Source organism: Cupriavidus sp. KK10 (assembly GCF_018223725.1).
Classification (GTDB): Bacteria; Pseudomonadota; Gammaproteobacteria; order Burkholderiales; family Burkholderiaceae; genus Cupriavidus; species Cupriavidus necator.
In genome coordinates, this window is record NZ_CP073677.1 from 5,005,643 (window position 1) to 5,024,782 (window position 19,140).

16 protein-coding genes are annotated in these 19,140 nt (G+C 66.2%); 12 read left to right on the top strand and 4 right to left on the bottom strand.

Annotated elements, in window-relative coordinates; translation table 11 throughout:
* Positions 1 to 1,167: 1,167 nt before the first annotated feature.
* The 3 genes from KB879_RS23345 to KB879_RS23355 all read right to left on the bottom strand — a co-directional run bounded on the left by KB879_RS23345 (position 1,168) and on the right by KB879_RS23355 (position 4,605).
* Entirely contained in the window at positions 1,168 to 1,728 is a 561-nt protein-coding gene (locus KB879_RS23345) for an NADPH-dependent FMN reductase (protein WP_013957150.1), read from the bottom strand.
* Positions 1,729 to 1,857: 129 nt separating this feature from the next.
* Entirely contained in the window at positions 1,858 to 2,946 is a 1,089-nt protein-coding gene (locus KB879_RS23350; protein ID WP_211979856.1) for an enoyl-CoA hydratase/isomerase family protein, read from the bottom strand.
* A gap of 93 nt (positions 2,947 to 3,039) precedes the next feature.
* Positions 3,040 to 4,605: a methyl-accepting chemotaxis protein gene (locus KB879_RS23355; RefSeq protein ID WP_211979857.1), complete on the bottom strand. Its 1,566-nt coding sequence runs from the start codon at positions 4,603 to 4,605 to the stop codon at positions 3,040 to 3,042.
* Between the two features lie 239 nt (positions 4,606 to 4,844).
* On the opposite strand from KB879_RS23355, the gene KB879_RS23360 reads away from it, so the two are divergent.
* The 3 genes from KB879_RS23360 to KB879_RS23370 all read left to right on the top strand — a co-directional run bounded on the left by KB879_RS23360 (position 4,845) and on the right by KB879_RS23370 (position 7,544).
* Positions 4,845 to 5,708: a sterol desaturase family protein gene (locus tag KB879_RS23360; protein WP_211979858.1), complete on the top strand. Its 864-nt coding sequence runs from the start codon at positions 4,845 to 4,847 to the stop codon at positions 5,706 to 5,708.
* Positions 5,709 to 5,878: 170 nt separating this feature from the next.
* Positions 5,879 to 6,202, top strand: a complete 324-nt coding sequence (locus KB879_RS39500; protein WP_249221180.1) for a hypothetical protein — start codon at positions 5,879 to 5,881, stop codon at positions 6,200 to 6,202.
* An 829-nt stretch (positions 6,203 to 7,031) separates the two neighbouring features.
* Positions 7,032 to 7,544, top strand: coding sequence for an autotransporter outer membrane beta-barrel domain-containing protein (locus KB879_RS23370; protein ID WP_249221343.1), 513 nt, complete (start codon positions 7,032 to 7,034; stop codon positions 7,542 to 7,544).
* Positions 7,545 to 7,619: 75 nt separating this feature from the next.
* Here the strand turns inward: KB879_RS23370 and typA are convergent, their stop codons facing one another.
* Positions 7,620 to 9,440, bottom strand: a complete 1,821-nt coding sequence (gene typA, locus KB879_RS23375; RefSeq protein WP_153953615.1) for a translational GTPase TypA — start codon at positions 9,438 to 9,440, stop codon at positions 7,620 to 7,622.
* 188 nt (positions 9,441 to 9,628) lie between these two features.
* Here typA and KB879_RS23380 point away from each other — a divergent pair, with 188 nt between their 5' ends.
* The 9 genes from KB879_RS23380 to KB879_RS23420 all read left to right on the top strand — a co-directional run bounded on the left by KB879_RS23380 (position 9,629) and on the right by KB879_RS23420 (position 19,137).
* Positions 9,629 to 10,117: a MarR family winged helix-turn-helix transcriptional regulator gene (locus tag KB879_RS23380; RefSeq protein ID WP_211979860.1), complete on the top strand. Its 489-nt coding sequence runs from the start codon at positions 9,629 to 9,631 to the stop codon at positions 10,115 to 10,117.
* A gap of 98 nt (positions 10,118 to 10,215) precedes the next feature.
* Positions 10,216 to 11,760, top strand: a complete 1,545-nt coding sequence (locus KB879_RS23385) for an efflux transporter outer membrane subunit (RefSeq protein WP_211979861.1) — start codon at positions 10,216 to 10,218, stop codon at positions 11,758 to 11,760.
* 44 nt (positions 11,761 to 11,804) lie between these two features.
* Entirely contained in the window at positions 11,805 to 13,061 is a 1,257-nt protein-coding gene (locus tag KB879_RS23390; protein WP_013957160.1) for an HlyD family secretion protein, read from the top strand.
* A gap of 2 nt (positions 13,062 to 13,063) precedes the next feature.
* Entirely contained in the window at positions 13,064 to 14,677 is a 1,614-nt protein-coding gene (locus KB879_RS23395; protein ID WP_013957161.1) for a DHA2 family efflux MFS transporter permease subunit, read from the top strand.
* A 198-nt stretch (positions 14,678 to 14,875) separates the two neighbouring features.
* Positions 14,876 to 15,658 (top strand): IclR family transcriptional regulator, encoded by a 783-nt coding sequence (locus tag KB879_RS23400; RefSeq protein ID WP_013957162.1) that lies wholly within the window; start codon positions 14,876 to 14,878, stop codon positions 15,656 to 15,658.
* An 18-nt stretch (positions 15,659 to 15,676) separates the two neighbouring features.
* The gene (pepE, locus tag KB879_RS23405; RefSeq protein WP_211979862.1) at positions 15,677 to 16,381 is read left to right on the top strand and encodes a dipeptidase PepE; all 705 of its coding nucleotides are present in this window, start codon (positions 15,677 to 15,679) and stop codon (positions 16,379 to 16,381) included.
* Between the two features lie 60 nt (positions 16,382 to 16,441).
* Complete coding sequence (locus KB879_RS23410) at positions 16,442 to 17,365, top strand: DUF1177 domain-containing protein (protein WP_211979863.1); 924 nt, start codon at positions 16,442 to 16,444, stop codon at positions 17,363 to 17,365.
* A complete protein-coding gene (locus tag KB879_RS23415) occupies positions 17,362 to 18,060 on the top strand; it encodes an AroM family protein (protein ID WP_211979864.1) in 699 nt (232 codons plus the stop codon). The genes KB879_RS23410 and KB879_RS23415 overlap by 4 nt, the downstream gene beginning before the upstream one ends.
* 84 nt (positions 18,061 to 18,144) lie before the next feature.
* On the top strand, positions 18,145 to 19,137 hold the full coding sequence (locus KB879_RS23420) for a tripartite tricarboxylate transporter substrate binding protein (RefSeq protein ID WP_013957166.1): 993 nt from the start codon (positions 18,145 to 18,147) through the stop codon (positions 19,135 to 19,137).
* Positions 19,138 to 19,140 lie beyond the last annotated feature (3 nt).

The following is a 19,140-nucleotide window of genomic DNA, read 5'->3' on the forward strand; positions in this document are numbered from 1 at the left end:
CGGCACTATGTGCAGCATGCCAAAGAGTTAGTTGGGCTCAGCCCATCAGGCTTACTCGTTCATCCGACAGAGCTCAGGATGCCTGACGGCCGACCGCGATCACGCTCGGGCGTCCTTTAGTGTCGTCGATGCGTGGAAGGATGCCCGAAGCAATGCTCTGCCTAACCGCGGCTTTCAGCTCAGCAACATCCCAACGCCCCTGTTCGATGGCGCCCAGCGCATCGCCAGCGACTGCGAATCGCCCGCCACAGGCAGCGCAACGGTAAATGCGGCTGCCATGCAGGGGATCTTGTCGGTCGAGCCAGCGTCGCGCCAACGCGGTGCATAGCAAGCAAGGTACGGCTTCGGTTGTACTCACAGCCTACCCTTGGTCGATTGCCCAACCCGCCTGAATGCCGGCCCAGCGTGTTGCAACCGATTTTCGGCTAGGGCGCGCATTATGGAATGCATGCCTCATCGCCCTACTCGGGTGGCCAGCGCAAAAAATGCGAAGACCGCCGGCATGCACTTGGCCAGTACCCCAAAGGCGATCAACTCCCTAAATAATGGCACCCGCAGCAGCCACGGGACCCATAGTTCAGGGGTCAGCATTAGGGACAGCAAGACATAAGTGGTCAATCCTGAGGCATATGGGCGCATGACCGTGTCCTCGTAGTCGCAGTAGTGTCGACTTAAGTTTCAATTGAGAAACATCCCTTTGGAGGGTAGAACTGTTCGCAAGACAACAGAACCAACCGGCGCAGCCGGGGGGCAGCGCCCCCCTAATTAGAGGGATGTCCAGAATGAGGGATAGCGTCATGCTGACGGAAGCGCGCGGATGCGACTCACGCGCTTCCACTTTCCGCCCTCGCCAACCCTGGCCGAGGGCTTTTCTTTGGTCGAACGGCACCTGATACCCGCCCCCGTTCGCCGCGCGGAGACTGGCCGCATCCCACCTGGAGATTAGGCGACGGGGGGGGCGGTGCCGCCGGAGAGATTCAAGCGGCCCGGTCAACGTTGGCATCTTTGCCTACGACTCTTCGAATAATTTGGTCGGGCAAACAATGACTAGCAGCAGTACCACAAATGCACGGAACCGGGGCGGATGCGCACGCCTTCGTAACCTGGCACGCCCACGGGAGTTACAGGCTACCGCGTCGAGGTTCGCAGCGCCCCGCCCCGGCAGTATCAGCGCGGCGCAGTCCGCTCGATCCAGCCTGCAAACGTCGTCAGAAATTTGCCGAGAAAGCCCTTGGTCGATTCATTGGCGATCGCGCCCTGCTCGTCAAGCAGCTTGTCGACGCCGCTGATATACGCCTCAGGCTGCTGCAGCATCGGGACATTGAGGAACACCATCGACTGGCGCAGGTGCTGGTTGGCACCGAAGCCACCGATAGCGCCGGGCGAAGCGCTGATGACGGCGCCAGGCTTGCCGTCCCAAACGCTGCTGCCGTAGGGCCGCGAGCCCACGTCGATGGCGTTCTTCAGCGGCGCGGGCACGGAGCGGTTGTATTCCGGGGTCACGAACAACACGGCGTCGGCGCGGCGGACGCGGTCGCGGAACGTGGTCCAGGCCTGGGTAGGTTTGTCGTCCAGGTCCTGGTTGTACAACTGCAGCTCGCCGATCTCGACAATCTCCAGCCTGAGCTGCGGCGGCGCCAGCGCGATCAGCGCCTTGGCCAGCTTACGGTTGTATGACTCCTTGCGCAGGCTTCCCACCAGTACAACGACATCACGAGGATTGCTCATTGCGACTCCTTTGACTGTGCGAACGGAATGACGCGGACGGCGCACGCGACCAGGGTTGGCCTGGCCCTGTGCGCCGGTCCAGCCGCAACTCTACCCGAGTCGGCGCCGGCGTGTCCTGCGCAGGAATCGTCAGGCAGCGATGCCCAGCGACGCCAGCGGATGCTCCCCGGCGCGCCACGGGCTTTCGAAGAACGACAGCACCTTCTCTCGGCCGACATCATCAAGCCGGGCGTGTTGCCAGTGCGGCTTGTGATCCTTGTCGACGGCGAGCGCGCGGATACCCTCGACACCATCGCCCTTACGGAACACGTAGTACATCATGTCCAGTTCCATGCGCAGCTCGTCTTCGAGCGACATGCTGCGCGCACGGCGGATCTGCTCCAGCGTCACGCACAGCATCAGCGGCGAGCGGCTGCGCAGCATGGCGGCGGTTTGCGCGGCCCAGTCACCCGCGGCGTCGCTGACGGCGGCAAGGATGTCCGGCATGGTGTTGCCCGCGAACAGGCTGTCGATCTGCGCCGACAACCCGCCCAGCGTGCTTTGCGCCGGCACGCAGTCATCGCGGTGCGCAGCGGTAAAGCCTTCGATGTGCGCCAGCACGGCGTCGCCGCTGGCAAACTGCTGTGTGCGCAGCGAATCGACCAGTTCGGCCAGCCGGTTGCCCGGCAGATAGGCGTCGGCCAGCCCGGCGTAGAGCGCGTCGGCGGCATGGATCACGGTGCCGGTCAGCCCCAGGTACTCGCCGATGCGGCCCGGCGTGCGCGCCAGGAACCAGCCGCCGCCCACATCCGGGAACAGTCCGATATTGGTTTCCGGCATCGCCATCTTGGTGCGATCGGTGACCAGGCGCAGCCGCGCCCCTTGCGAGATACCCATGCCGCCGCCCATCACCACGCCGTCCATCAGTGCGATATAGGGCTTGGCGTAGCGGTGGATCAGAAAGTTCAGCGCGTATTCCTCGACAAAGAACTGATCGAGCAGCGGATCGCCTTCGTGCACAGCCTTGTGGAAATAGCGGATATCGCCACCGGCGCAGAAGGCCTTGCCGCCGGCACCGGCGACCACCACTGCCACCACCTCGGGCGCGGCGGCCCAGGTCTGCAGCGCCTGGGTGATGGCGCGGATCATGTCGAGCGACAGGGCGTTGAGCGCCTGCGGGCGGTTCAGCGTCAGGTATCCGATGCCACCGCGTACCTCTGTCGTGACGAATTCAGTCATGTCGTACTCCTCCAATGCAACTCGCGATTTTACGCCAGTCGCATTGGCAAGCGCACCCCTGCGGGCAGCTTGCGGCGCATGCGCCCTGCACCATCAGGCCAGCCGGAACGTCGCCACCAGCGAGGTCAGGCGCTGCGCCTGGTCTTCGAGCGCCGCCGCCGCCGCTGCCGCCTGCTCCACCAGCGCCGCATTCTGCTGCGTCATGCTGTCCATCTGCGACACTGCAACGTTGACCTGCTCGATGCCATTGGACTGCTCGTCCGAGGCAGCGCTGATATCGCCGATGATGGCGCTGACGCGCTGCACCGCATCGACGATGTCCTGCATCGCCCGGCCGGCGTCATCGACCAGCCCCGAGCCTTCACGCACATTGGCCACCGAGGCGCCGATCAGCGCGCGGATCTCCTTCGATGCGCCGGCGCAGCGCTGCGCCAGGTCGCGCACATCGCCGGCCACCACGGCAAACCCGCGGCCGTGCTCGCCGGCACGCGCGGCTTCCACTGCCGCATTCAGCGCCAGGATATTGGTCTGGAACGCAACCTTCTCGATCACGTCGATGATGTCGACGATCTTGCCCGAGCTGGCATCGATCGATTGCATGGTGTTGACCACGCGCAACACGGCCTCGCTGCCGCGCTCGGCCAGGGTCGCGGCATCCGTTGCCAGCCCGCGGGCCTCGCGCGCGCTGTCGGCATTCTGGCGCACGGTACTGGTCAGTTCCTCCATGCTCGAGGCGGTCTCTTCCAGCGAAGCCGCCTGCTGCTCGGTGCGCTGCGACAAGTCGGCGTTGCCGCTGGCGATCTGCTTGCTGGCCGAGGCGATCGCGTCCGCGCCGCCGCGCACGTCGCCCACCATGGCCACCAGGCTGGCCTGCATCCGGCCCAGCATGCCGAGCATGCGCGCGGTCTCGTTGCGCGCTGACTCGTCGGCCAGCACCTCGCCGCCGGAGGCTGCGACGCTCAGGTCGCCACCCGCGATCTTCTCGAAACGCCCGATCGCCGTATCCAGGGGCTGGACGATCGAACCGCGCAGGCGCCATGCCACCACGGTGCTGAAGGCCAGGCCCACGGCCAGCACACATGCCGACAGCGTGAACAGGTTGCGGTAGCGTTGCTGCGACGCCTCGTAGACCTGCTTCGCGCTGGCGACCTGCAGCTTGTTCAGTTCGGTATTGACGGCGGTGAAGGCGATGTCGAGCCGCGGGATGGTTTCGAGCACGGCCTTCATCATGCCATCGCGGTCGCCGGCGTGCAGCGCGGCGATCATGGGCGTGACGCCCTGCTTGAAGAGCGCATCGCGCTTGGCGGTGACATCCTCCACCGCCCTGGCTTCGTCAGCTGAGCGCGGCAAGGCGAGATAGGCCTGCCAGGCTCTCTCGGAATCGCGCGCAAAGCCTTCCGCGGTCGCGGTGCGCGCCTTGGCATCGGTGGGGTCCGTGGCGAAGGTCGCCTGGTCCAGCAGTACGCGCACCAGCAACTGGTTCGAACGCGCTTCGGCCAGGTTGACCGCGGCCGACAGGTGCTGCCCATAGATCTGGTGCGTCGCCTCGTTGCTGCGCGACATGCCGAACCAGCCCACTGCGCCGACAATCAACAACAACAAGTTCGTGACGATAGTGAGGAACCACAATCTGGCTCCGATGGTAGTGTTCTTGAACATGAAGGCTCCGGGGGAAAGGGGAATCGGGGAAATCGGGAGCGCGCGCCGCGCTGCCGCCCTGTTCAACTACGGCGCGCTGGCTGCGTCCTTTACCGGTATTCACCGCCTTCACACGCGTGACAGAATTGCGTGGCAGTACGGCAATCCACCATGTGGCGGATGCGCCGCGAAACCCCCGCGCGGCGCCGTTTGGAGGAACCCCTCGTAGCAATTCCATGCGGAATATGCAAACTGGCGAGATGAACACTGAATCGCTCGATCCCGGACTCGTGCTGCTGGCCTTTGCGCCAGTGTTCCTGCTGACCATTGGCGCCGAGGCCCGGTACTGGGCCCGCCGCGACCCGACCGCCTACAGCCTGCGCGACACCGTATCCAACGCGGCACTGGCGCTGATGCACCAGGCGTCGGATGCGTTCTTCCTCTGGCTGATGATCCGCACGGTCTACACGTGGTGCTACCAGCACGGGCTGCACGCCATGCCGGAGACCATGTGGTCATTCGCGCTGTTGTTGCTGCTGCAGGACTTTCTCTATTACTGGTTCCACCGCGCCAGCCATCGCGTGCGCTGGCTGTGGGCTTCGCACGTGACGCACCATTCGTCGGAAGGCATGAATTTCTCGACAGCGTTCCGGCAGAGCCTGACGTATCCGCTCTCAGGCATGTGGCTGTTCTGGATTCCGCTGGCGTGGATCGGCTTCACGCCGGACTGGGTGATCCTGGCAGTAGGCCTGAACCTGACCTTCCAGTTCTTCGTGCATACGCGGCTGGGGCAACGCAGGCCGCTGATCGAGTCGCTGCTGAATACGCCATCGGTTCATCGCGTCCACCATGCGAAGAACCCGCAGTACATCGACCGCAACTACGCCGGTGTGCTGACGATCTGGGACCGCCTGTTCGGCACCTTCGTCCCCGAGCATGAGGCACCGGTGTACGGCATCACGCGCCAGGTGCGCACCCATAACCCGCTGACGCTGACTTTCCACGAATGGCGCGACATGTTCACCGATGCCTGGCGCGACCGCGACCCGCGCTACCTGTGGAAGCCGCCCGAGTGGCGCAGCCCGCGCGCACCGGCGCTCGAAGTCGTGCCTGGCGCGCAATAGCCATCGCCTTCACAAGTTTCCGAAGGAACCAGACTGTTGATTTCTGCGCAGAAAATACGAAATTGACCCGCCGCCGGCACCGGCATTTACTTCCATCCGGTGCCCGTGCCGATGCAGCGCGTTGCTGCGCATCGTAGCGATCCTCGACAGGGGCAGGCAAAGCACGCGATGTGGAGATCGCGGCAATGGCGTGCGCATGGTCGAGATTCACCGCCGTAACGACGGACCCGCTCGCGGTGGCCGCCGCCGCTCATTTGCTGCCCTGCCCTGCCTATGCGCAGAAGGCCATCTCAGGCGATGGCATCGCACAGATCGACCTGCGGCAGCCTGCGTCGTTCAGCACCTATACCGTCACCGGAGACCCGGCCTCCACGGACGTGGCATTTATCGGCAGCGCCTTCGTTGCGGATACCGATGCGGTCACCGACGGCGGTTCCGCCAGGTCCTATGTGTTCCGTAATCGCGGCACGATCCGCACCAGTGACACCAAGTGAGCGGGGGTCTTGCTCGGCTCCGCCGACGCGGGCAGCACGGTGGTCAATACCGGCCTGGTCGAAAGCGACAGCACTGGCGATGGCATCCGTATCCGCGGCATGGCGGGAGTAGTGCGAAACCAGGGCGGCGCCATCCACGGCGGCACCACCGGCGTGCTGCTGGAGCGCGGCGGCACGGTGACGAACCTGGCCGGCTCGGTGATTGGCGCCAGCAGCGGGCACGGCATCAGCGTCGTGAACGATGGCGGCAGCGTCGCCAATGCGGGTGCGATCTCGGGGGGGCTGATCGGCGTTCTGCTGGACAGCGGCGGCAACGTGGCCAATGGCTCGACGGACGGCGGCGCCACCGTCGCCACCGGTGCGGAGATCTCCGGCGGCACGTACGGGCTGTGGATCGGCGGCAGCGGCGGCAACGTGGTCAACTATGCAGGCAGCACGATAAGGGGTAACGGCAATGCAGGCGTCATGATAGCCGGCGCGTCCGGCACGGTCGACAACCGTGGCACCATCGACGGCCTGAAAGACGGCATCCGGCTGGAAAGCGGCGGCACGGTCATCAACCGCGGCATCGTGCGTGGCGGCACCACTGCCGGCATAGCGCTGGCCAACGGCGGCACGCAGGAACACCTGGGCGGCCAGATCGTGGCGCAGCGCGGCAGCGGCGTGCAGGCCGCCGGCGGCGCCATCATCGACAGCCACGCCACCATCGAGGGCGCGCCCAATGCGGTGCAAGCGCGCCAAGGGCAGCGTGCAGGGCTGGAGCATCGGCGCCTAAGGCACCTGGTACCAGAACGACGAGCACAAGCTCGGCGCTTATGTCGACACGTGGCTGCAGTACGGCTGGTTCGACAACAAGGTGGAAGGCGACGGCCTGCCGACGGTCGGCTATGGCGCCAACGGCTGGGCCATCTCCGGCGAGACCGGTTATGCGTTCCCGTTGCGTGGTGGATGGGTGGCGGAGCCGCAGGCCCAGCTCGTCTACGTGAAGTACGGCGCCGATGACGTCAGCGAGCCCAACGGCACGCGCATCACCGGCGCCGACTCCAGCGGCGCGGTCACGCGCGTGGGTGCGCCCCTGCACCGCACTTTCCTGCGTGTCGACGGCCGCAAGATACAGCCATACGCGACGCTGAACTGGTGGCACGCCGGCATCGACAGCAATATCTCGTTCAACCGCTTGCCGCTCGGCAGCCTGTACACGTCCAACCGCTTTGAGCTCAAGCTCGGCATCAACGCCGACATCGGCAAGCGCTGGAGCGGCTGGGCCAATGTGGCCGGCGCGTGGGGGGCACAAAGTTTCTATCAATACGCGCTGCGTGCCGGGGTGAAGTACGCATGGTAAGCAGGTGCCTCATTACCCCACCGCCAACAAAAAACCGCGCTCACGGGCGCGGTTTTTTGTTGGCACAGCCAGCGCTTATGCGCCTTCGCGCGAAGCGCGCTTGCGCTCGTGCTCCTTCAGGTGGCGCTTGCGCAGGCGGATGCTCTTGGGCGTGAGCTCGACCAGCTCGTCGTCGGCGATGAATTCCACCGCATACTCGAGCGACATCTGGATCGGCGGCACCAGGCGCACCGCTTCATCGGTACCCGAAGCGCGCACGTTGGTCAGCTGCTTGCCCTTGATCGGGTTGACCACCAGGTCGTTGTCGCGGCTGTGGATGCCGATGATCATGCCTTCGTACAGCGCATCGCCCGGCTTGACGAACATGCGGCCGCGGTCCTGCAGCTTCCACAGCGCGTAGGCCACGGCGTCGCCGTCGTCCTGCGAGATCAGCACGCCGTTGTGGCGCTCGCCCAGGCCGCCTTCGCGCACCGGTGCGTAGTCGTCGAAGATATGGCTGATCAGGCCGGTGCCGCGCGTCAGCGTCAGGAATTCGCCCTGGAAGCCGATCAGGCCGCGGGCCGGGATGCGGTATTCCAGACGCGTGCGGCCCTTGCCGTCCGAGGCCATGTCGAGCAGCTCGCCCTTGCGGCGGCCCAGCTCTTCCATCACGCCGCCCTGGTGGCTGTCTTCGACGTCCACGGTCAGCAGTTCGTACGGCTCGTTCTTGACGCCGTCGATTTCCTTGAACACCACGCGCGGACGCGACACGGCCAGCTCGTAGCCTTCGCGGCGCATGTTTTCCAGCAGGATGGTCAGGTGCAGTTCGCCGCGGCCAGACACTTCGAAGATGGTGTCGTCGCCGGTATCGGCCACGCGCAGCGCCACGTTGGACTTCAGTTCGCGGTCCAGGCGCTCGCGCAGCTGGCGGCTGGTCACGAACTTGCCTTCACGGCCGGCCAGCGGCGAGGTGTTGACGCAGAAATTCATGGTCAGCGTCGGCTCGTCCACCTTCAGCATCGGCAGCGCGTCCTGGGCGTCCGGCGCGCACACGGTGCAGCCGATACCCAGTTCTTCGATGCCGTTGATCAGCACGATGTCGCCGGCTTCGGCTTCCTGCACGATCTCGCGCTCCAGGCCCTGGAACTTCAGCACCTGGTTGATGCGGCCCTTGATCGGGTTGCCTTCCGGGCCGAACTTGACCACCACGTCCTGCAGCGGACGGGCGCGGCCACGCGAGATGCGGCCCACGCCGATCTTGCCGACGTAGCTGGAGTAGTCCAGCGAGATGATCTGCAGCTGCAGGGGGCCGTCCCGATCGTCGTCACGCACCGGCACCTTGTCCAGCACGGTTTCGAACAGCGGCTTCATGTCGCCGCCGCGCACGTCTTCGGTCAGGCCGGCAAAGCCGTTCAGGCCCGAGGCGTAGATCACCGGGAAGTCGAGCTGCTCGTCGGAGGCGCCCAGCTTGTCGAACAGGTCGAAGGTCTGGTTGATCACCCATTCCGGGCGCGCGCCCGGGCGGTCGATCTTGTTGACCACCACGATCGGCTTCAGGCCCAGCGCCAGCGCCTTGCGCGTGACGAAGCGGGTCTGGGGCATCGGGCCCTCGACTGCGTCGACCAGCAGCAGCACGCCGTCGACCATCGACAGCACGCGCTCCACTTCACCGCCGAAGTCGGCGTGGCCCGGGGTGTCGACGATATTGATATGGGTGCCGTTGTATTCGACGGCACAGTTCTTCGCGAGAATCGTGATCCCGCGTTCCTTTTCCAGGTCGTTCGAGTCCATCACCCGTTCGGCGACTTGCTGGTTGTCGCGGAAGGTGCCTGCCTGGCGCAGGAGCTGGTCGACCAGGGTGGTCTTGCCATGATCGACGTGGGCGATGATGGCGATATTTCGGATGGCGCGGGTCATTGCTGCGTCTCGCTTTGGAGAATCTGAGGTAACCCAACATTCTAGCATGTTGCAGCGCAAGACGCGTTGATCGGAACCGCCACTTACCGAATGAATATCATTGCGAAAAGTGGAATAACCAATTTCCGTTCTTGCGCATCATTAAACGTGAACATATATTTGTCACAGCAAAGATTGCAAAGGCAAAGATGTCACGGCTCCCTTCCACCGATCAGCCAGCCGAATCCACGGCCGGCCCGTTCGACCCCACCGAGTACCAGATGTGCGATAGCGTCGGCTACCTCATGCAACGCGCCAAGAACATGCTGGCGCATGGGGTCGAGCAGGAAGTGAGCAGTCTGGACATCACACAGGCCCAAGCCAGTTGCCTGATGATGCTGGCCACCGGCCGCGCCGCGACCGTAACTGACCTGGGCCGCGAACTGAATACCGACATGGGCTCGGTCACGCGCCTGCTCAGCCGCATGGAAAAGCGCGGGCTGATCGAACGCCGGCGCCGCGACGCCGACCGCCGCGTGGTCGACCTGTCGGTCACGCCACAGGGCCAGGAACTGGTGGAACGGCTGCCCGCCATCTTCTGCAAGGTACTTGCCCACCACTTCCGCGGTTTTTCCGAGGATGAGATCCAACTGCTGCGCAGCATGCTGCGGCGGATCATCGATAACAACAGCGGGTAGCGGGCTGTACGCCGGCCTCCGGCACACCAGATCGTCCGATCAACCGGACACCGTATCAGCCCGTAGAAACCGTAAGGCTCCGGCAGCGGAGCAACACCATGAAACAAGCTCTCTCCCCCCAATCCCCCCGGCGCGCCACCCCACGCACGCTGGCGCGCCGTGCCAGCGTGCTTGCGCTGACTGCCATGGCCGCGGCGGTGCTGGCCGGTTGCGCGGCACTCGGCAATTCGCACAGCACCCAGACCGTGGCCGACCCGGCCACGATGGCAACCTCGCAGACCCTGCCCGACGAACACGGCCAATGGCCCTCGCAGGACTGGGTCGCGCAGTTCAAGGACCCCCAGCTGAGCGCCCTGGTCGATGAGGCGGTCAAGGACAACCCGAGCCTGCAGGCCGCGTTCGCCCGCGTGGAAGCTTCGCGCGCCATGGCCGATGCCACCCGCAGCGCGCTCTATCCGCACCTGGAGTTCGAAGGCAGCCTGCTCCGCCAGCGCATCTCCGAGAAAGACCTGTTCGAAGGCACCCCGCTGGCGGGATCGTGGCAGAACCAGTCGCGCCTGCAGGTGGGCCTGTCCTATGACTTCGATTTCTGGGGCAAGAACCGCGATGCGCTGGAAGCGGCGCTCTCCGACGACCGCGCCGCCGAGGCTGAAAGCCAGGCCTCGCGCCTGATCCTGGCCACCTCGATCGCCCGCAACTACGCCCGCCTGGCGGCGCTGTACGCCCAGCGCGACGTGGCCGAGCGCGCCATCGCCCAGCGCGGCGACCTGACCGAGCTGTCACGCCAGCGCCTGGCCGCCGGCCTCGACACCCAGGTCGAGACCACGCAGGCGCGCGGCACGGTGGCTGCTTCGCGCACCGACCTGCAGCGCGTGGACGAGGAAATCGCCCTGGCGCGCAACCAGCTTGCAGCGCTGCTGGGCAAGGGCCCGGACCGGGGGCTGCAGATCCAGCCGCCGGTGCTGCTGGCGCAGGCCACGCCGACGCTGCCCGACAACCTGACCATCGGCCTGCTGGGCCGCCGGCCGGACCTGGTGGCGGCACGCTGGCGCGTGGAGGCGGCGTCCAAGGACATCAATGTCGCCAAGAAGGAGTTCCTGCCTGACGTCAGCCTGACCGCCTTTGCCGGGCTTGCCGCGCTGGATCCGTCCAACCTGCTGATGAGCGTCAGCCGCACCTTCGGCATCGGCCCGACTATCCGCCTGCCGATCTTCGAAGGCGGCAAGCTGCGCGCCAACCTGAAGGGCAAGTACGCCGGCTACGACATCGCCGTGGCCAACTACAACCAGGCCCTGGTCGATGCGCTGCGCGAGACCGCCGACACCATGACCAGCATCCGCAGCGTCGACAAGCAGATCCAGACCCAGCGCGAAGCCCTGGACCTGGCCGAGCACGCCTATGCACTGGCCACCACCCGCTACAAGGCCGGCCTGGGCACGCAACTGACCGTGCTGAACGCCGAAAGCAACGTGCTGCAGCAGCGCCGCCTGGCGACCGACCTGCAGGCACGGCGGCTGGACCTGCAGATGGGCCTGATGAAGGCGCTCGGCGGGGGCTACCAGGAGCCTGTGGAAGGCCACGAGAGCGCCGGCCACGACCCGGCGCAGCAACAGCACAACACCCAGGCGGGCGCTCGCGGCTGATCCGCGCACCCGGTGATCGAACACAAGATTATTCAGAAGACATCATGAGCAACAACCAGCAAGCGGCCGGCCCCAACACCCCCCAGCACCCTGCCCAGCAAGCGCCGGCCAGCACCAACAACAACGGCAAGCGCAAGCGCATGCTGCTGTCGCTGACTGCGGCAATCGTGGTCGCCGGCATCGGCTATGGCGTTTACTGGGGCATGTACGCCCGCCACTTTGAAAACACCGACGACGCCTATGTCGCCGGCAACGTGGTCCAGGTCACGCCGCTGGTGGGCGGCACCGTGGTGTCGATCGCCGCCGACGACACGCAACTGGTCACCGCCGGCCAGCCGCTGATCCAGCTTGACCGCGCCGATTCGCAAGTGGCGCTGGAACAGGCCGAAGCCCAGCTGGCCCAGGCCGTGCGCGAAGTGCGCACGCTGTACGTCAACAACGGCTCGCTCGCCGCCAACGTGGCGCTGCGCGAAGCCGACGTGGCCAAGGCCCGCGACGACCTGCGCCGCCGCCAGGCCATCGCCGGCTCGGGCGCGGTCTCGAATGAAGAGATCTCGCACGCGCAGTCCGCGCTCAAGGGTGCGGAGTCGGCGCTGCTGGCCGCGCGCGAGCAACTGGCGTCGAACAAGGTGCTGACCGACCAAACCACGGTGGAGAAGCACCCCAACGTGCAGCGCGCCGCCGCCAACCTGCGCTCGGCCTACCTGTCGTTCGCGCGCTCGGCCATGCCGGCGCCGGTGACCGGCTATGTTGCCAAGCGCTCGGTTCAGGTCGGCCAGCGCGTGGCCGCCGGCGCGCCGCTGATGGCCGTGGTGCCGCTGGACCAGGTCTGGGTCGACGCCAACTTCAAGGAAGTGCAGATCACGCATATGCGCATCGGCCAGCCCGTGACGCTGGAAGCCGACGTGTACGGCTCCAAGGTGGAATACCAGGGCAAGGTCGCCGGCTTCTCGGCCGGCACCGGCTCGGCTTTCTCGCTGCTGCCGGCGCAGAACGCCACCGGCAACTGGATCAAGGTGGTGCAGCGCCTGCCGGTGCGCATCGCGCTTGACCCGCAGCAGCTCAAGGACCACCCGCTGCGCGTGGGCCTGTCGATGACAGTCAAGGTCGACGTGCGCCGCGAGGAAGGCGCCGCCATGGCCGCCGCCGCGCCGGCCAAGCCGATGCAGACCGATGTCTATGAAAAGGTAGCGCAGGACGCCGACCAGCTGATCGCGCACATCATCGCCGCCAACAACGGCGGCCGCAGCACCGGCCTGCCCTCGGCCAGCGCCGCCAACGCCAAGCCCGCCAACACCTGATCATGGCCAACTCCCCCACCGCCGCGCAGTCCGACGGCAGCCAGGCGCCGGCGCGGCCGGTCCCGCCACTGGCGTCGCAGCAGCCGCGGCCGCTGACCGGCGGCAAGCTGGTGGTCGGCACCATCGCGCTGTCGCTGGCCACGTTCATGAACGTGCTGGACTCGTCGATCGCCAACGTGTCGATCCCGGCGATTTCAGGCGACCTGGGCGTCGCGCCCAACCAGGGCACATGGGTCATCACCTCGTTCGCGGTGGCCAATGCGATCTCGGTGCCGCTGACCGGCTGGCTGACCACGCGCTTCGGCGCGGTGCGGCTGTTCATCACCTCGATCCTGCTGTTCGTGCTGGCATCGTGGCTGTGCGGCGTCGCGCCCAACCTCGAGACGCTGCTGGCCGCACGGGTCCTGCAGGGCGCGGTGGCCGGGCCGATGATCCCGCTGTCGCAGTCGCTGCTGCTGTCGAGCTATCCGCCGCAGAAGAGCACCATGGCGCTGGCACTGTGGGGCATGACCACGCTGGTGGCGCCGATCATGGGGCCGCTGCTGGGCGGCTGGATCTCCGACAACATGACCTGGCCGTGGATCTTCTACATCAACGTGCCGGTGGGCATCATCACGGCCTATGTCACCTGGGCCATCTACAAGGACCGCGAGACCCCGACCAAGGTACTGCCGATCGACCGCATCGGCCTGGCGCTGCTGGTGATCTGGGTCGGCTCGATGCAGCTGATGCTCGACAAGGGCAAGGAGCTGGACTGGTTCCACTCGACCGAGATCGTGGTGCTGACGCTGGTGGCAATTGTCGGCTTCCTCTTCTTCCTGGCATGGGAAACCTATGAGAAGCACCCCGTCGTCGACATCAGCCTGTTCAAGGGCCGCAACTTCAGCTCCGGCGTGGTGGCGATCTCGGTGGCGTACGGGCTGTTCTTCGGCAACCTGGTGATCCTGCCGCTGTGGCTGCAGACCATCGTCGGCTATACCGCGACGGATGCGGGCATCGTGATGGCGCCGGTCGGGATCTTCGCGATCCTGCTGTCACCGGTGATCGGGCGCAACCTGCCGAAGATGGACGCGCGCTGGGTCGCCACCGCGGCCTTCATCACCTTCGGCATCGTCAGCCTGATGCGCTCGGGCTTCACCACGCAGGTGGATACCTGGACGCTGATGGTGCCCACGCTGATCCAGGGCGCGGCGATGGCGATGTTCTTCATCCCGCTGACGTCGATCATCCTGTCGGGCCAGCCGCCCGAGAAGATCCCGGCGGCCTCGGGCCTGTCGAACTTCGTGCGGATCACCTTCGGCGGCATCGGCGCCTCGATCTCGACCACCGTATGGGAAAACCGCTCGGCCCTGCACCACGCGCAGCTGGTGGAACAGGTCAACCCGTACAACTCGGCCTACCACGACCAGCTCAGCCACCTGATGCAGATGGGCATGAGCCAGGCCCAGGCAATGGGCGTGATCGAGCGCAACATCTCCCAGCAGGCTGCCATGCTCGGCGCCAACGATATCTTCTGGATCTCGGGGATGCTGTTCTTCGTGCTGATCGGCTTTGTCTGGCTGACGCGGCCGGCCAAGGGCGGTGGCGGGTCGGCTGATGCGATGGCGGCGCACTGACCCGACCTCTCCGGTTTTCAAGACTTGGCCCCTGATCGGGGCCATTTTTTTTGCTTCGCCGCCGGGTTGCTGCGCCGGGAATGCCCCCCTTGTGTTCCTGTCTTCGTGCTTCTATTATTTGTAAACCGAATTACGGAACCTACGTTCCGAAAACCGGAACCAAACAGGTAATAGAGATACGGAGCGTGGAGTGGCGGAGTGAGCATTCTTGAAGGCGTGGAAAGCGTGCTGGACCTGTTCGGGCATCACCGGCACGAGATCACTTTCAACGATGTCCTGGACGAACTGGGCCTTGCCAAGAGTTCGGCCTCGCGCCTGCTCGCCCAGATGGTGCGCTATCGCCTGCTGGAACTGCAGCCGTCCACGCGGCGCTACCGCCCTGGCGCGCTGCTGATCCGCGCAGCGCAGGCCGCTGCACAGGCGCATCCCTTCGACGAGCAATGCCGCGAGATCCTGGCCACTCTGTCCGAAGCCACCGGCTTCACCGCCTATCTGTCGATGCTGGACGGCACCGACACCGTCGTGCTGCAACGCCTGAACGGCAGCAACCCGGTGCAGGTGCTGTCGCCGCCCGGCGCACGCCGGCCGGCATTCACCACGGCGATGGGCCGGGTGCTGCTGTCGCGCCTGCCCGAGCCTGAATTCAGCGCGCGCTATGGCGCCGCCGGCGCCCGCAAGCTGCCGGATGCACCCGCCGGCTGTCCTGCCACGGTTGCCGAGCTGCGCGAACGCGTGGCGACGGCCGGCGCCGAGCGCAGCGCCATCGCCGTGAACGAAGGCATGCCGGGCATCGGCGCCGTGGCCACCACGCTGGCAGACCCGCTCTCAGGCGACGTGCGCGGACTGTGCCTGTCTTTCACCGCGATGCAGGTCAGCCAGGCCCAGGCCCAGGCGCTGCGCGCGACGCTGGTGCAGGCCGTGGCACCCGTGGGACAGCGCATCGGCGACCCACTGTGGCTCGACGCCGCCTCACTTATCTAGACTTTGCCGCAACGACCCATGGAACTCCTGTTACTCAGCAACTCCAGCAGCGACGCCGGCTACCTGGTCCACGCCCAGGAAGCGATCCGCGACCTGGCCGCCAGCCGCAAGACTGCCTGCTTTATCCCGTTCGCCGGCGTCACGCGCGACTGGGACACCTACGAGACGCTGGTCCGCGACGCCTTCGCGCCGGTCGGCATCGCGGTGCAATCACTACACCGTCTGGCCGAGCCGGCGGCAGCCGTGCGCACCATCGAGGCGGCCGAACTGATCGTCGTTGGCGGCGGCAACACGTTCCGCTTGCTGCAGTGCCTGCGCGAGCGCGGCTTGCTGGCGCCGATCTCGGCGCAGGTACGATCCGGTGCGGCGCGCTATATCGGCTGGAGCGCGGGCGCCAACCTGGCCTGCCCGACCATTCGCACCACCAACGACATGCCGGTGGCTGATCCAGGCGGCCTGGACGCCCTGGCGCTAGTCCCCTTCCAGATCAACCCGCACTACTTCAATCTGGTCGTGCCCGGCTTCCGCGGCGAAACGCGCGACCAGCGCCTGGCCGAATTCACCGTGCTGCAGCCCGACATGCCGGTGCTGGGCCTGCCCGAAGGCAACTGGGTACGGGTCTCGGACGATCGCTTCGAAATGGGCGGCACCCATGCCGCGCGATGGTTCAGGGGCGCGGAGATTGCCGACGTGCAGCCCGGCGCGCTTTCACTGCCGCGCTGAATTTGCTGGCCTGAGCCCAAGCGTACGGAACCCCTCCCCAGCCCCAGGAAGTCAAGCAAGATGTCTATCAAGCAGGTTATTGAATCGATCGAGCTGCTGTCGGCAGCGAATGTCGACGGCGCAGCTGTCGCCTCACTGCTGCGCTCGCGCGGCCTGGACGATGTCACCGTCACGCGCGTGGAAAAGAACGGCCTCTACACCGATTTCCTCGCCTGCACGGTACCCGGACAGAACCCGGATGCACCCGCGCTTGGCGTAGTGGGCCGGCTGGGCGGCGTCGGCGCGCGCCCGGCCGTGACGGGCCTGGTATCCGATGCCGACGGCGCCATCGTGGCCGTCGCCAGCGCCCTGAAGCTGGCCGACATGGCCGCCACCGGCGACGTGCTGGCCGGGCCGGTGCGCATCCACACCCATATCTGCCCGCACGCCGCCACGCGGCCGCACCATCCGGTGCCGATGATGAAATCGCCCTTTGCGATGCGCACGATGATGTCGCATGAGGTGCACCAGCGGATGGCGGCGATCCTGTCGGTCGACACCACGCGCGGCAACCGCTTCGTCAACCGCCGCGGCGTGGCGCTGACACCCGTGGCCAAGGAAGGCTGGCTGCTGCGCCTGCCGGAACGGATGCTGGACCTGATGGGATGGGTCAGCGGCGAACTGCCGATGGTGTTGCCGTTGACCACCCAGGACATCACGCCGTATGAAAACGGCCTGTGGCATGTCAACTCGATCATGCAGCCGGCCATCGTGACCCCTGCCCCGGTCGTGGGCGTGGCGCTGACCGCGCAGACCACTGTGCCAGGCTGCGCGACCGGCGTCACCAACGCCTTCGACATCGACGTGGCGACGCGCTTCTGCATCGAGGTGGCGAAGCAGTTCGGCCAGGGCCAATGCGACTTCTACGACGCGGCCGAGTGGGCCGAGCTGCAGCGCCGCTATGGCTCGCTGGCCCATCTGCAGACCGTGGGCACCGAGGCATGAACACGCCTGCCGCACGCCAGCCACGCGTGGCCTTCGTCACCATCGGGCAGGCGCCCAGGACAGATGTGGTCCCGCAGATGATTGCCGACCTGGGCCTGCCGGCCACGGTGGAAGAGTTCGGCATCCTGGACGCGCTGGGCCCGCAGGACATTGCCGCGCTGGCGCCCGCGCCCGGCGAGTACCGCTTTGCCAGCCGGCTGCGTGACGGCACGCAGGCGGTGATGGGCAAGCCGGTGGCCGAGGCGATGCTGGCCCGGCTGATGACCTCGCTGGACGACGGCCGCTTCGACGCCCTGGTGCCACTGTGCACCGGCACCGCCCTGCCGCCGATGCAGACCCTGGTCATCGAACCGCAGCAGGTGGTGGACCACCTGACCGTGGCGCTGGCGCAGGGCTGCAAGCGGCTCGGCATCGTGTTGCCGCTGGAAGCCCAGGTGAGCGGCTTCCACCTGATCCAGCCGGTGTCCTGCGAACTGCGCGTCACGCATGCCTCGCCTTATACGGACACAAGCACCGGCCGCTTCGCGCAGGCGGGCGAGACACTGCGCGGCTGCGACCTGGTGGTGATGCACTGCATGGGCTACACCGAAGCCATGCGGGCTGAGGTGGCGCGCCATGCCGGCGCCCCGGTGCTGCTCTCCAACCGCATGGTGGCAAGGCTGCTGGGGCAGGTACTGGCGGGTGCCGCGGCCTGAATCAGGGCAGGAAGCGAACGCATTTTCGGGTAAGGGCGAGCCCGCTGACAAATTGCCCATGACACTGCTGGAGTGGAAGTAACAATGGAAAAGGTGGCGAAGTGGATGGGGCCGCTGGTGCGCGGCATGATGTGGATGAGCGTGGGCGCGGCGGTGATCCCGGGCGCGCAGGCGCAGGAGTGGAAGCCGGTCAAGCCGGTGCGCCTGCTGGTGGGTTTTGCGCCCGGCGGTTCGGCAGATCTGCTGGCGCGCCTGGTGCAGGCCCCGCTGTCGGAAAGCCTGGGGGTGCCGGTGGTGGTCGAGAACGTGCCGGGTGCGGGTGGCAATATCGCCGCCGACAAGCTGGCCAAGGCCCCGGCCGACGGCTACACCATTGGCATGGGCGCCGCCGGCGCGATGGCGGTGACCCACCTGCTCAACCCCAAGGGCACGCCATACAAGGCGGATGATTTCACGCCCATCGCCATGCTGGCCACCCAGCCGAATGTCGTGATCATCAATCCGGCCCTGCCGGTCAAGACCATGGCGGACTTCGTCGCCTACGTCAAAAAGACGCCGCAGGTCACTTACGGCACAGCCGGCGTCGGAACGTCGAATCACCTGATTGCCGAAACCATGCTGCACCGCCTTGGCATCGACATGGTCCATGCGCCGTACAAGGGTGCCACCCCGGTGATCACCGACCTGATGGGCGGGCATATCGCCATGACGGTCGACAACATCACCACCGCGGCGACGCTGGCCAAGACCGGCAAGGTCAAGGCGCTGGCGGTCACCGGCAGCAAGCGCTCGCCCTTGTTGCCGGAGGTGCCAACGCTTGCCGAGAGCGGCCTGAAGGACTTCAACATGCCCACCTGGCAAGGCATCTTCGGGCCGAAGGACCTGCCGAAGGCGATCGTGGTCCGCTACAACCAGGCGCTGCTCAAGGCCCTGGCGAACCCGGAAGTCAGGAAGAAAATGGCTGAATTCGGCTCCGAGCCCGTGGGCGATACACCGGAGCATTTCGCCGGCTTCCTCACCCAGGATCGCAAGCTGTGGGCCGATGTCATCAAGACGGCCAGGATCACGCTAGAGTAATTG